This is a genomic window from Gilvimarinus chinensis DSM 19667 (genome assembly GCF_000377745.1).
Lineage (GTDB): Bacteria > Pseudomonadota > Gammaproteobacteria > Pseudomonadales > Cellvibrionaceae > Gilvimarinus > Gilvimarinus chinensis.
On sequence record NZ_KB898707.1, the window covers coordinates 454,938 to 467,195 of the forward strand.

Sequence of the window (12,258 nt, forward strand, 5' to 3'; positions counted from 1 at the left end):
CATGACTGACGAAAAGCAAACCGCCCAGGAAGAGAACAAACTGATCGCCGAGCGCCGCACCAAACTCGCGGCGATTCGCGAGCGCGGCAATCCCTTTCCCAACGACTTTCGCCGCACCCATGTAAGTGCTGAGCTGCAAGCCGAGTACGGGGAAAAGGACAAAGAAGCGCTAGAGGCGCTGGATTATCAGGTGAGTGTCGCCGGGCGCATCATGGCCAAGCGCGGCCCGTTTATGCTGATTCAAGACGGCGAGGGCAGCATTCAGTTTTACGCCAGTAAAGACGTGCAAAAAGCCATGAAAGAGCACGATGGCCAGTGGGACATCGGCGATATTGTCGCAGGCTCAGGTCCTTTGCATAAATCCGGCAAGGGCGATCTGTACGTAAATTTAACCGAGTGGAAATTGCTGACTAAATCCCTGCGTCCGCTGCCTGAAAAATACCACGGCCTGGCGGATCAAGAGCTGCGTTATCGTCAACGCTACGTAGATTTGATCGTCAACCCCGAGGTGCGCGACACATTTAAACTGCGTTCAAAGTGCATCAGCTTTATTCGCAACTACCTGGACGGCCAGGGCTTTATGGAAGTGGAAACCCCCATGCTGCAGGTGATTCCCGGTGGCGCCACGGCGCGCCCGTTTGTGACCCATCACAACGCGCTGGATATCGATATGTACCTGCGTATTGCCCCCGAGCTGTATTTAAAACGCTTGGTGGTAGGCGGCTTCGAGCGGGTGTATGAAATCAACCGCAATTTCCGCAACGAAGGTGTCTCGACCCGTCACAACCCCGAGTTCACCATGCTGGAGTTTTACCAGGCCTACGCCGATTATCACGACCTGATGAACCACACCGAAAGCATGCTGCGTGGTATGTGCGAAAGTGTAATGGGTACCACCACCATCAACTATCAGGGCACTGAATACGATTTCGCCAAGCCTTTTAACCGCATCAGCGTGTTTGACTCTATTTTGCAGTACAACCCCGAGCTGGCGGCGGCGGATATTTCCGATCTGGAATCGGCGCGCAAGGTGGCGGAAAAACTGCACATTCCGCTCAAAGACAGTTACGGTTTGGGCAAGGTGCAAATTGAAATCTTCGAGGCGACCGTAGAAGAAAAGTTGGATCAGCCTACGTTTATTACCGAATACCCGACGGAAGTATCACCGCTGGCGCGGCGCAAAGACGACAACCCGTTTGTGACTGAACGGTTTGAGTTTTTTGTCGGTGGTCGCGAAGTGGCTAACGGTTTTTCGGAGCTTAACGACGCCGAAGATCAGGCCGAACGTTTCCGCGAACAGGTGGCTGAAAAAGACGCGGGCGATGATGAAGCTATGCATTACGATGCCGACTATGTACGTGCGCTGGAATACGGCCTGCCGCCCACCGCCGGTGAGGGTATCGGTATCGACCGTTTGGTGATGCTGTTCGCTAACGCCTCTACCATCCGCGACGTGCTGCTCTTCCCGCACATGCGCCCGGAATAAGACCGTGGCGCTGAGTGCGAGTGTCTATAAAGTAACGTTAAACCTGTCGGACATGGACCGACAGGTTTATCTGGATACCAAGTTAACGCTCGCCTGTCACCCGTCGGAAACCGAAGAACGCATGATGGTGCGCTTGCTCGCCTGGTGCTTTCACGCCCACGATGATCTGACGTTTGGCAAAGGCTTGTCCACCGCTGATGAACCCGACCTGTGGCAAGTGGCCCCCTCGGGTGTGATTGAAAAATGGATTGAGGTGGGCCAGCCGAGCGTCGATAAAATGAAAAAAGGGCGCTCTCGCTCTGAGCTGCAAATCATTTACACCGCAGGTCGCGGCCGGGATCAATGGTGGCCCACGGTGGAGAATGAGTTGAATCAGTTTTCCGCGTTGTCCGTATACCATTTAAACGCCGACGAAGTGAGTGAGCTTGCGACATTGGCCGCTAAAAATATGAACCTCAGTGTGTGTATCAGCGAAGGTAGCGCCTTTGTCAGTAGCGATGCGCAGAGTGTCAATATCACACCGTTAACCGATATTTAAGCGAGAATCTCTAAAGCGAGACACAGCTATGAACATTTTTGATGTAACCGCAGAAAATGCCCAGCAAACTGTTATCGACGAATCTTTCAAGCGTTTGGTCGTTGTTCAGTTCTGGTCTTCGCGCAGTCCAGCGTGTCAGAACCTGACGCCAATTCTGGAAAAAATCGCTGGTGAATACCCCAATGATTTGCTCCTTGCAAAAATCAACGTTGATGACCAGCAAATGCTGGTGTCGCAGTTTGGTATTCAAAGCCTGCCTACCGTGATGTTTATCAAAGACGGTCAACCGGTAGACGGCTTTGCCGGTGAGCAGCCGGAACCGCAAATTCGCGAATTGCTGGATAAATACTTACCCAAAGCCTGGGAGGCGGATGTCGCCCAGGCGAAAGCGTTTATCGACGAAGCGAACTACGCCGATGCCTTGCCTCTGCTGCGTCAGGCACTGGAAGATTCCAATCAACTGCCGTTTATCGCCAATTTGTTGGGCTTGTGTTACGCCGAAATGAATCGCGTTGAAGAGGCTGAGGCTGTGCTGTCGCAAGTAAAAATGGCTGACCAGGATGCCAGCTACCAGCAGGCGATGGCTGTGCTGGAGCTAAAGAAGCAGGCGGCTAACTCCCCCGAGCTGGAAAAGCTGCAGGCCGAGTACGATGCTAATCCGGATAACCTTGACGCCGCCTATGCGCTGGCGGTGCAAATGAACGAAGAGGGGCAGCACAAAAACGCGCTGGAGTTATTGCTGGATATTTTTAAGCGCGATCGCAACTTTAAAGAGGGCGCGCCGCGCAAAGCAATCACCGATATTCTTGCCGCGTTAGGCAAGGGCGACCCACTGGCGGTCGAGTATCAGCGCAAACTCTTTACCCTGCTGTACTAATGTTAAAGGCTTAAACTCTGAGTATTCGTAACCTGGAATACGAATCCGCGAGCGAGAATAATAATGCGAAAAACGCTTTTGATGGTCAGTGTGTTGAGTTTGAGCGCCTGTGAAAAGCAGGCGCAAGCTCCGGCTTCTGTTTCACCTCCCGATTACCTCAGCATTAACGACAACGCCATAACGCTGGAGCGAGATAATTTAACCGTTACCCTTGCTCCGCACGCCGGTGGGCGAGTCGCTTCGGTTGTTTTTAACGGCCGTGAACGCTTGTTTACCTGCGCCGATACTAACGCCAATAACTGGGGCAGTGTACTCTGGCCCAGCCCGCAGAGTGACTGGGGCTGGCCGCCGCCAGAGGCGTTAGATTCTGCGCCGTACCGCGTTAATCTGACCGATACCGGAGTGACACTGCGCAGCGACAGTGATGCTGAATTGGGTTTGGCTTTCAGTAAAAGCTATCGTTTAAGCCCCCTGAAAAATACCCTGCACATTGATTACCAGATTCACAATGTCAGTGATCGCAGTGTCACGGTGGCGCCCTGGGAAATTACCCGGTTGCCAGCGCAAGGGCAGGTATTCTTTCCCAAGGGCGACACCGAATACTTTACGGGTGACTTTGCGGGTTTACCGTTTCAAGAGCAGCAGGGAATCAGTTGGTATGTTGTTAACTCTGAGGATGTTGGTCCTGAGCACCACAAGGTAATGACCGACGGTGAAGAGGGCTGGCTGGCCTATCAGAACGATGATTATTTACTGGTTAAAGTATTTGCCAATGTGCCCGCTGAATTGATGGCGCCCAATGAAGGCGAGATTGAAGTCTACGCCTCGCCCGAGGGCAATTATATCGAGCTTGAGCAGCAAGGTTATTTGGCCACTTTGCAGGCTGGTGAAACATTAGACTGGCAAGTGCAGTGGGTTTTTAGCGAGACGCAGAATGATCTCACGCTCAGTGAGCTGACAGCGCAAGCCCGGCAGCTTGCTGGGCTTGCGTTGTCGAATGCGGATTAAACGTTGTTTCTTTAATCCGAGACTTTTTATGCGGCGCCGCGATACAAGTTCGCGTATTTAATGCCGTAAAACAGAATGTAGGCGTAGCACACCGCAGGCAGTAAAAAGGATAATTGAATGCCGATGGTGTCGGCCAATACGCCCTGCAGCAAGGGCACTATCGCACCGCCTACAATAGCAACACACAGCAAGCCCGAGCCCTGACTGGTTAATGCGCCCAGCTTATGCAGTGCCATACTGAATATGGTGGGGAACATGACGGAGTTGCACAGGCCCACCGCAATAATGGACCACATGGCCACCTTGCCGTCGAAAAATACCGCGCACAAAATCAATGTGATGGCCGCCAGGCAATTAAAGGCCAGTACTTTACCCGGTTGTACATAGCGCATCACCACAAAGCCGATAAAGCGACCGATCATGGCGCCGCCCCAGTAAAAGCTCACATAGGCCGCTGCCTGGTGTTCTTTTAATCCGGCGATGTTGCTTTCACCAAAAAAGTTCACCAGAAAGCTGCCGATGGCGACTTCACCGCCGACGTACATAAAAATGCCAAGCGCCCCCAGAATCAGGTGAGGCTGTTTAAATATTGAGCCTTTCTCCGTGGGTTGCGCGGTTGTGGCTGGGTCGTCGTGGGTTATTTTTGGTAATTTGGCGAGTTTAAAAAACACGGCCAATGCAATCAAAGAGCCCGCCAGCACCAGATACGGCATTTGTACGGCAGCCGCTTCTTTGGCTTTGGCCGCTGCTGTATCGGCCTCACTCATCACGGCAGGGTCAATAGCTTCACCGGCGGCGGCGAGAATCAGTAAACCGCCCAGGGCCGGGGCGATGGTGGTACCCAGCGAGTTAAACGCCTGAGTCAAATTCAGGCGACTGGATGCCGTGCGCGCAGGGCCCAGCACCGTTACATAAGGGTTGGCCGCCACCTGCAGCACCGTAATACCTGCTGCGAGAATAAAAAATGCAATCAGGAATAATGTGTAGGTACTCATAGAGGCGGGGTAAAACAAAAAGCAGCCAAAGCCCGCAATAATCAAACCGGTCACTGCGCCGTTCTGGTAGCCAATTTTACGAATCAGCGCACCGGCGGGCAGGGAGACCACCGCATAGGCAAAGAAAAAGCAAAACTGCACCATCATTGCCTGGGTGTAGGTTAGGGTGTACACGTTTTTTAAGTGGGGTATCAGCACATCGTTCATGGCTGTGAGCAAGCCCCACATAAAAAACAGAATGGTAATAATGACCAGGGGGCCGGTGTAGTTTTGGTTAGTGTGGTCGGTATTGTCGACCGCTTTGGCGCTTGAGCCTGCAGGAGCAGTTGCCATAGTTCACCTCAGTAGCATCGTTATAAGAATAACGCCCAGGGCGGGGCGTGATTTTGTTGGTTGTGTCAGGCTTGGCCTCCGGTAGCGGCCTGCGGTTTTACTCCCGCTTGTTATGGGCGCTACTATAAAGGAAGCTGACAGCGCTGTCAGCTTCCTTTATGCAGACAGCAGGCGTTAGGGTAGAATGCGCTTTTCTTTGCAGGAGCAGATACTTGGCCAAGGCAACCATTGATGATGTCGCCGCACTCGCGGGAGTATCCATGAAAACCGTATCGCGGGTGGTCAATAACGAGCCCAATGTGCGTGCCAGTACCCGCGAAAAGGTTCAGGCTGCGATTAATGAGCTGGACTACCGCCCCAGCCAGTCGGCCCGCTCGCTGGCGGCCAATCGCTCGTATGTGCTCGGGCTTTTGTACGACAACCCCAGTGCGAACTATGTTATTGATGTACAAGAGGGCGCGCTGCAAACCTGCCGCCGCGCCGGTTATGATCTGTTGATTCACCCCTGTCGTCACACCGAGCCCGAGCTTGCGGATGAAGTACTGGCTTTGGTGCGCCAGGGCAGAGTGGATGGCTTAATTCTTACCCCGCCAGTGTCGGATATGACCGAGCTTGTGGATGGCCTGGTGAGCGCGGGGGTGCCTTTTGTGCGTTTATCGCCCACAGAAAATAAAAGCGCCTGCCCCTACGTGCAAACCAACGACCAAGAAGCCGCCTACGATATGACCTGTCGCTTGCTTGAGTTGGGTCATAAACGCATAGGTTTTATTGCCGGGCATCCGGACCATAAAGCGGTAGCCGAACGTTATCAGGGGTACCTTGCCGCGCTTAAAGAAAGTCGAATCAAACCCAGCCCTGAGCTGGTGGCCCAAGGTTATAACTCGTTTGATTCTGGTCGCGAGTGCGCCAAGGTGTTGCTGGATTTACCCGAGCCACCCAGCGCTATTTTCGCCAGTAACGATGATATGGCGGCCGGGGTTATCAAGGAGGCGCACCATCGGCGCTTGAGTATTCCGGGCGCGTTGTCGGTAGCGGGTTTTGACGATACGCCGGTTGCCCACCAAATTTACCCGTCGCTAACCACCGTAAGCCAGCCCATTGAAGAAATGGCCAGCAAAGCCGCAGAACTGCTTATTAAGCAATTAAAGGGCAAGGCGGTGCAAATGCCGGCAGCAATCATGAGCTGCCGGATTCTGGTGCGTGAAAGCACGGGAGAGGTTTATTCGTAATAGGTTTGCCGCAGGCGCTATTTCATTTAACCATCCGGCGACATCTGCTGAGCAAAAAGTCTGTCGTGCACTTGTTTTAACGTGGTCGCGTCTGCTTCAAGGTTGAAAGCTTGCTGCGCTCTTAGCAGAGATCTTTGCGCCATTTGCAACGCCACTTCTTTAAAGCCATCGTCTATCGCGGCAAGAGCCGCAAGTGATTTTTGCAGTCGAATTTGAACTTCAATTAATCCTGCGCCGTCACGGGCAATGGGACTGAAAAAATCGATAAATAACTCTTCAAGCTCTATTCGGGGAACGAATACCCGGGAGTAGGGCACCTGCATATCACTGACATCGTCAGGTGTCACAGTCCACTGACCAATTAAGCGTACCCCTCGCCCTAATACTTCAATGGCTGTACCTGGGTCATTAATGCCGGGCGACAAAGCCCGAGAAGCAATTTCGGCCATAACCAGTAAGCCAAAACGAGGGTCCTGATCGAAAGAGCGAGTATCTCCTATCGTAATGGCTTTCGCTATCGAATCAGTGGGGGTGTCTGCAGTCACGTTTTTATTTTTGAGTTCTACAAATAAGATGGGGTGGTGGGGGTGGACAAACTTTCCTGGAAGGCTTGTTACGTAAAGCTTGGCGTCATGTTCAGTAGCCCAATTGTTTAAAGCTTGCATGTCAATGTGCTGAACATAGCCTGTCGCTTCGGGAAGAATTGCCTGGCATCCTTCAGGAATGTTCTCAGTATTATCCAAACGCTGTCCATCCAGCCACGGGTGTTCCCCTCGGCGCATTATTGCCGAGCTGGCGGCTTTCTCGACTCTATCGGCAATTTCACTGACTCGACCCAGGCGCGCCAAGTGGTTAATCCACAGCAAGATGGTGCCTACTATCAACACAACCACGGCGATGGTCACCAAAAATAAAATGACTCGGCCCTGATCCCCATAAATACCCGTGCTTAAGGCGATAATACCTACCAGGGAATAAACAAAAGAGCCAACAAACGTGGCCAGGGCATTTTGCGTGGTGGAGTCTTCTAGCAATAAACGTGTGGCCCGGGGTGTAAGGTTGTTAGCGGCCGCGCTATGGGCAGACACCATGACGCTGAGTGAAAAGGTTGTCACCGCCAGCATGCTGGAAGCGAGAATGGACAGTACCTTATCCACTGCTTCTGCCCCAATCAGTCCCGAGAGGGATTCGGGAATAAACCCTTTCAGGGCTATAGCAATCAGAGCTGTCGCTACGGCGAGTATTGCGAACGCAAGGGTTCGCATCCACAGCGCACGGCTCAACATCAATAACTTCCAGCCGAGTTTTGTTAGCATAGGCCTTTCCTGATTCTAGGTCACCTGATGGGAACGATCAGGGTGACTCATTGTGTGTGGCACAACAACTCTGTTTGTTAAAGTGACGCACTTTTAGTGGGCGATAGTCCCTCAACAATAACAGTAAAATGGAATATGTTTATGGAAAAATACAGGAAACGGCTCTTTGCGGTTGTTCGTTTTTTAACCCCGTTAGTCTTGCTTTATTCCACTATTACCTTCGCAGATAACCCAAAGAGCGTTACTCCGTCCATAGATGAAGTGGTCTCTGCCTACGGAGTGCTGCCACAAACTCAACAAATGCGAGTTTCCCCTGACGGCTCTTTGCTGGCGTTTCGCAAAGTCACTGAGGGGCAGGATGCGGTAGTTGTATATTCCTTAAAAGAGAAAAAGTTACTCTCTGGCGTTAATGTGGGCAGCATTGACCCTGGTTATCTGTATTTTCTGGACGATGAGCATCTGGTGCTGGTCGCCAGTGAAAATATGCGTTTGTCAGGGTTTCGACAGCGCCATAATATCAGTACGGCGTTTGTATTGGATGTGAATAGTGGAGAGTTGCAGCAGTTACTCAGGCCTGGCGACGTGATTGCAGGGGGGCAGCTTGGGTTGGGACGTATTGTGGGAACCTCTGACAGTAATAAGTACGTGTATATGCCTGCTTTTGTGCATGAGTCCAACAACGATCTCAGCCCCGATTTCTCGCTAATGCGGGTTACCTTAAACTCTCCCAGACGGCCTCGTCAGATGGTAAGAGGTGAGCCAGATACCCAGGATTATTTTCTGGATGGTCAGGGTAATGTGCTGGCACAAGAGATTTACGACAACAGAAAAAATCTGCATGAGATTGAGGTGCCCACCGAACGGGGCTGGAGAACTATTTTCTCTCGGGAAACGGCACTGTACGAATTTTCAATGAGAGCGGTGACCGCTGACCTGAAGTCGCTGGTGTTTCTTGATACCGATGAGGCTACCGGGCGCGAGGGTTATTTCACAATGTCGTTGGCCGACGGCAGCATTTCGCCGACACCCATTGGACGTTCCGATGCCGATGTGGCGAGCTTGCTGACGGATATTAATCGTATCGCCTATGGTGTTGTTTACTCCGGATTTAGGCCTAAGTATCAGATGTTCAATCCTGAGCATCAGGCTCGGATTGATGCGGTTGTGGCACAATTTCCCGATCAGCATGTGACCTTAACGGATTGGTCACCTGACTGGCAGCACTTGGTGTTTTTGGTGCGGGGGCTGTCCAGTTCGGGTGATTATTACTTGTCTTCGGTTGGTGAAAAGCTGCGTTATCTGGCTTCGTCGTATCCAGATATCGACGACTCCATGGTTCACCCCACGGTGGTTCACACCTACAAAGCTCGCGATGGTTTGAAAATCCCCACCATCTTAACTCTGCCGAACAGCCGGGCGGAGGGTCCGCGCAAGATGCCCGCTGTGGTTCTGCCTCACGGCGGGCCAGCGTCCTACGATCGACAATCCTTTGATTGGATAGCACAGGCCTTTGCCGCGCGGGGTTATTTAGTGATTCAGCCCCAGTTTCGCGGCTCGGTAGGATTTGGGATAGACCACTATATGGCCGGGCAGGGAGAGTGGGGACGAAAAATGCAAGATGACCTTACCGATGCCGTAGAGTATTTCGGCAATGGTGGTCTGCTCGATCCAGAACGGGTGTGTATTGTGGGTGCCAGTTATGGCGGTTACGCCGCTTTGGCGGGCGCTGCTTACACGCCTGAATTGTATCGTTGCGCGGTTTCGATCAATGGCGTGACGGATCTTGAGGGCTTGCTGGATGATCGTCGCTCAAGCAGAGGCGATGATCATTGGGTTGTAGAATATTTTGAGCGTTCCATGGTGAAAAGTGAATATACGGAGGAGGACTTAAAAGCCATTTCGCCGGTATACGCCGCCGCGAAGGTTAAAGCGCCGGTACTGCTGATTCACGGTGAGAATGACAAGGTCGTACCCATTGAGCAATCAGAAGACATGCACGATGAACTGCAAGATGCCGGTAAGTCGTCAATGTTTATCGAGCTGGATAACGAAAGTCATTACCTTGAGTATTCTGCAACACGCCAGCAAACGCTAAAAGCGATTTTGGAGTTTGTGAATCCTTATTTATCCGACGGTTGATAAAAAAATGCCCGGCTTGTGGCCGGGCATCTCTTCGGGCATTTCTACTTATGGCTATTCTTAACTCATTTGGGCATTAGCGCGCAGTGTACTTCAGGGTTACGATGTGACCTTCTTGCAGGTCATTGACGCTATTACCCAGGCCTGATACTGCCAGAGTATCGGGCAGCTCAATTACGCGTGGTGCGCCACCGTTGGCAGGGCGAATCAACGCCAGGTTTTGCTCGCGGTTGATTTCCAGAATTTCACCTTTAACCAGGTTAAATTCTTTCTCTTGTTCTTTTTCAATGCGGTTCAGTTTCAGCGCAACATGCTGACCGGGCAGAACCTTACCCATATCGCTGCCACGTACACCATTCACACGCACTTTCGGGGTGTCGGTGAATGCATAGGTGAATATCTCGCCAGTGCCTTTTTCGACAACGGTTACGCTGTTGGTTTCGTAATCGACCGATTCAACAACGCCAGAAATAGTTTTGTCAGCAGCGGCAACATTGCCAGCAGCAGCCAGTGCCAGTACAGCCAGAGCAGATGAAAGTTTGCTACGTGCAGATAAAGTAAACATGGTTAAAACCTCAAATAAGCCATAAAACAATGTGGGGAGGGTATCCCCTGCCTGAATAGCAAGTGGTTGACTTGCTTGAGGTCTATTCTACGGATTTAGGTTACATCTGTGTTACCGGAGGTTACGTTTTTCTATATTTTTTAATTATTTAAATCTATTTTTAGTGTTTTTTATTCTATAAAGAAATAAAAACGCCCAATGATGGTGATTTGTTACAGAGTTGTTATCGTTTTGGTGCGTGATTCGTCACGCAGGGTAACACTTTTCTGGTGCGTGTGACGGAGGCGCGCCCATTAATTGGGCTGCCTTTAATGCTCGTGTTAATGACGTAACAGTGAGACCAGCCAAGCGGCGGTATCGGGGTAGTAATGAGTATCTAACACAAATTCCTGGCCTCGTGCGGCCGCTTGCAGTGTTACCTGTGTATTGGTTTTTTGCCAGCGCTCGGGTTTGCTGTGATAGCTCAGGGGTGGTTTGTCGGATGAAGGATAAAAGAAGGATGGCAATGCCCACCGCCAGGTTGTGCAGGTGGCTTTGCGCGGTACCCGTTTGGCCTAGGCTGCCATCCGGGCAGGCGGGGCAGGGCGTCGGAGCGTAAATCCGGATCCAGGTGTGCTGGCGTGTCGCACCATGGGTGTTGGCCGCCGAGCTGTTGCAGTAGATCACTCATTGGGCCAACGCTTGTCGCTATGTCTTTATAGGTTGTTAGCCCCTGTTTATCGGGTATGGGGAGCGACAGCATTCGGCCATCGGAAAATATCGGGCTGGGAAAGCCGCCAGCAGAGGAGTCAAAGCCTTTTCGGCTTAACACCAACTTCACGGTGCTTGTTCTTCCGGCCGCAGGGTCAGAACCTCAACACCGTCGGCGGTGACCAGAACGGTGTGTTCCCACTGCGCCGATAACCGTTTGTCGCGCGTCACCACGGTCCAGCCGTCTTTCAGTGTACGGGTTTTGGGGCTGCCCTGATTGATCATCGGCTCAATGGTAAAGGTCATGCCTTCACGTAAGGTAAGCCCCTTACCGGGCGCGCCAAAATGAAGTACCTGTGGCGCTTCGTGCATTTGCTGGCCGATACCATGGCCGCAAAAATCCCGCACCACGCTAAAGCCGTGCTCACGTGCATGACGGGCAATGGCGTAGCCTATATCACCTAACGTGTTGCCAGGCTTGACCGCTTTTATGCCATGCCAGAGTGCAGCGTAAGTTTCATCCACCAGCTTCTGCGCTAAGGGCGTGACCTCGCCCAAGGTGTACATTTTGCTGGAGTCGGCGATATAACCGTCTTTTTCCAGCGTAATGTCCAAATTGAGAATGTCGCCCTCTTTCAGAGGTTTATCGGTCGGAAAGCCGTGGCAGACCACTAAGTTGGGCGAGGCGTTCAAGCTGTAGGGGTAGTCATATTGACCGAGGCTTGCCGGGCGGGCGTTCAGCTCCTCGCGAATGTAAGACTCTATCCAGTTATTGATGGCCATGGTGGTAATGCCCGGCTTAACCTGCTTATCCAGTTCGGTAAACACTTGGGCCAGTAATTGTCCGGCGCGACGCATTTTATTGATGGCGTCAGAGGGCTTGATGATCACTTCATCCACGGTTGCGGGCCTCCTGCAGGCTTTGCTGAATTAATTCGGCAAAGCTCAAGTGCTGATGCTGCTCCGCCAGGCGGCCAATTTTCAACCAGAATTCGGCTTGGGCGTTGATAGAACGCTCCATGACCTGGCTGGCAATACGGAGGTCATCGTGCAGCTCGTCTGATATTTTCACAATACCCATA

At 52.0% G+C, this 12,258-nt stretch carries 13 protein-coding genes; 6 read left to right on the plus strand and 7 right to left on the minus strand.

The window, feature by feature from the left end:
* Nucleotide 1: 1 nt before the first annotated feature.
* From lysS to D568_RS19730, 4 genes are all read left to right on the plus strand, one after another.
* A complete protein-coding gene (gene lysS / locus D568_RS0108060; protein ID WP_020209082.1) occupies nucleotides 2-1,486 on the plus strand; it encodes a lysine--tRNA ligase in 1,485 nt (494 codons plus the stop codon).
* 4 nt (nucleotides 1,487-1,490) lie between these two features.
* A complete protein-coding gene (locus D568_RS0108065; RefSeq protein ID WP_020209083.1) occupies nucleotides 1,491-2,024 on the plus strand; it encodes a YaeQ family protein in 534 nt (177 codons plus the stop codon).
* Nucleotides 2,025-2,052: 28 nt separating this feature from the next.
* Nucleotides 2,053-2,901: a thioredoxin family protein gene (locus tag D568_RS0108070; RefSeq protein ID WP_020209084.1), complete on the plus strand. Its 849-nt coding sequence runs from the start codon at nucleotides 2,053-2,055 to the stop codon at nucleotides 2,899-2,901.
* Nucleotides 2,902-2,964: 63 nt separating this feature from the next.
* Complete coding sequence (locus D568_RS19730) at nucleotides 2,965-3,909, plus strand: DUF4380 domain-containing protein (protein WP_020209085.1); 945 nt, start codon at nucleotides 2,965-2,967, stop codon at nucleotides 3,907-3,909.
* A 26-nt stretch (nucleotides 3,910-3,935) separates the two neighbouring features.
* Here the strand turns inward: D568_RS19730 and fucP are convergent, their stop codons facing one another.
* Nucleotides 3,936-5,237, minus strand: a complete 1,302-nt coding sequence (fucP, locus tag D568_RS0108080; protein ID WP_020209086.1) for an L-fucose:H+ symporter permease — start codon at nucleotides 5,235-5,237, stop codon at nucleotides 3,936-3,938.
* Nucleotides 5,238-5,449: 212 nt separating this feature from the next.
* Between fucP and D568_RS0108085 the strand changes: the two genes are divergently transcribed.
* Nucleotides 5,450-6,466, plus strand: coding sequence for a LacI family DNA-binding transcriptional regulator (locus tag D568_RS0108085; protein WP_020209087.1), 1,017 nt, complete (start codon nucleotides 5,450-5,452; stop codon nucleotides 6,464-6,466).
* Between the two features lie 26 nt (nucleotides 6,467-6,492).
* On the opposite strand, the gene D568_RS0108090 is transcribed toward D568_RS0108085, so the two are convergent.
* Nucleotides 6,493-7,782 carry a DUF2254 domain-containing protein gene (locus D568_RS0108090; RefSeq protein ID WP_020209088.1) on the minus strand — a complete coding sequence of 430 codons (1,290 nt, stop codon included), beginning with the start codon at nucleotides 7,780-7,782 and terminating at the stop codon, nucleotides 6,493-6,495.
* 141 nt (nucleotides 7,783-7,923) lie between these two features.
* Here D568_RS0108090 and D568_RS0108095 point away from each other — a divergent pair, with 141 nt between their 5' ends.
* Nucleotides 7,924-9,921, plus strand: coding sequence for an alpha/beta hydrolase family protein (locus D568_RS0108095; protein WP_020209089.1), 1,998 nt, complete (start codon nucleotides 7,924-7,926; stop codon nucleotides 9,919-9,921).
* Between the two features lie 76 nt (nucleotides 9,922-9,997).
* Here the strand turns inward: D568_RS0108095 and D568_RS0108100 are convergent, their stop codons facing one another.
* The 5 genes from D568_RS0108100 to D568_RS0108115 all read right to left on the minus strand — a co-directional run bounded on the left by D568_RS0108100 (nucleotide 9,998) and on the right by D568_RS0108115 (nucleotide 12,257).
* Nucleotides 9,998-10,486, minus strand: coding sequence for a hypothetical protein (locus tag D568_RS0108100; RefSeq protein ID WP_157497758.1), 489 nt, complete (start codon nucleotides 10,484-10,486; stop codon nucleotides 9,998-10,000).
* A 320-nt stretch (nucleotides 10,487-10,806) separates the two neighbouring features.
* Nucleotides 10,807-10,992 carry an Nmad3 family putative nucleotide modification protein gene (locus D568_RS21925; protein ID WP_020209091.1) on the minus strand — a complete coding sequence of 62 codons (186 nt, stop codon included), beginning with the start codon at nucleotides 10,990-10,992 and terminating at the stop codon, nucleotides 10,807-10,809.
* Nucleotides 10,950-11,306 carry an Nmad3 family putative nucleotide modification protein gene (locus tag D568_RS22250; protein WP_211211641.1) on the minus strand — a complete coding sequence of 119 codons (357 nt, stop codon included), beginning with the start codon at nucleotides 11,304-11,306 and terminating at the stop codon, nucleotides 10,950-10,952. Before D568_RS22250 ends, D568_RS21925 begins: the two co-directional genes overlap by 43 nt.
* Nucleotides 11,303-12,076, minus strand: a complete 774-nt coding sequence (gene map, locus D568_RS0108110; RefSeq protein ID WP_020209092.1) for a type I methionyl aminopeptidase — start codon at nucleotides 12,074-12,076, stop codon at nucleotides 11,303-11,305. Before map ends, D568_RS22250 begins: the two co-directional genes overlap by 4 nt.
* Nucleotides 12,069-12,257 (minus strand): ParD-like family protein, encoded by a 189-nt coding sequence (locus D568_RS0108115; protein WP_020209093.1) that lies wholly within the window; start codon nucleotides 12,255-12,257, stop codon nucleotides 12,069-12,071. The genes map and D568_RS0108115 overlap by 8 nt, the downstream gene beginning before the upstream one ends.
* Nucleotide 12,258 lies beyond the last annotated feature (1 nt).

Coding starts and splice junctions, on each gene's coding strand:
- lysS (WP_020209082.1), top strand. CDS start 2: ATGACTGACGAAAAGCAAACCGCCCAGGAAGAGAACAAACTGATCGCC.
- D568_RS0108070 (WP_020209084.1), top strand. CDS start 2,053: ATGAACATTTTTGATGTAACCGCAGAAAATGCCCAGCAAACTGTTATC.
- D568_RS19730 (WP_020209085.1), top strand. CDS start 2,965: ATGCGAAAAACGCTTTTGATGGTCAGTGTGTTGAGTTTGAGCGCCTGT.
- fucP (WP_020209086.1), bottom strand. CDS start 5,237: ATGGCAACTGCTCCTGCAGGCTCAAGCGCCAAAGCGGTCGACAATACC.
- D568_RS0108090 (WP_020209088.1), bottom strand. CDS start 7,782: ATGCTAACAAAACTCGGCTGGAAGTTATTGATGTTGAGCCGTGCGCTG.
- D568_RS0108095 (WP_020209089.1), top strand. CDS start 7,924: ATGGAAAAATACAGGAAACGGCTCTTTGCGGTTGTTCGTTTTTTAACC.
- D568_RS0108100 (WP_157497758.1), bottom strand. CDS start 10,486: ATGTTTACTTTATCTGCACGTAGCAAACTTTCATCTGCTCTGGCTGTA.
- D568_RS0108115 (WP_020209093.1), bottom strand. CDS start 12,257: ATGGGTATTGTGAAAATATCAGACGAGCTGCACGATGACCTCCGTATT.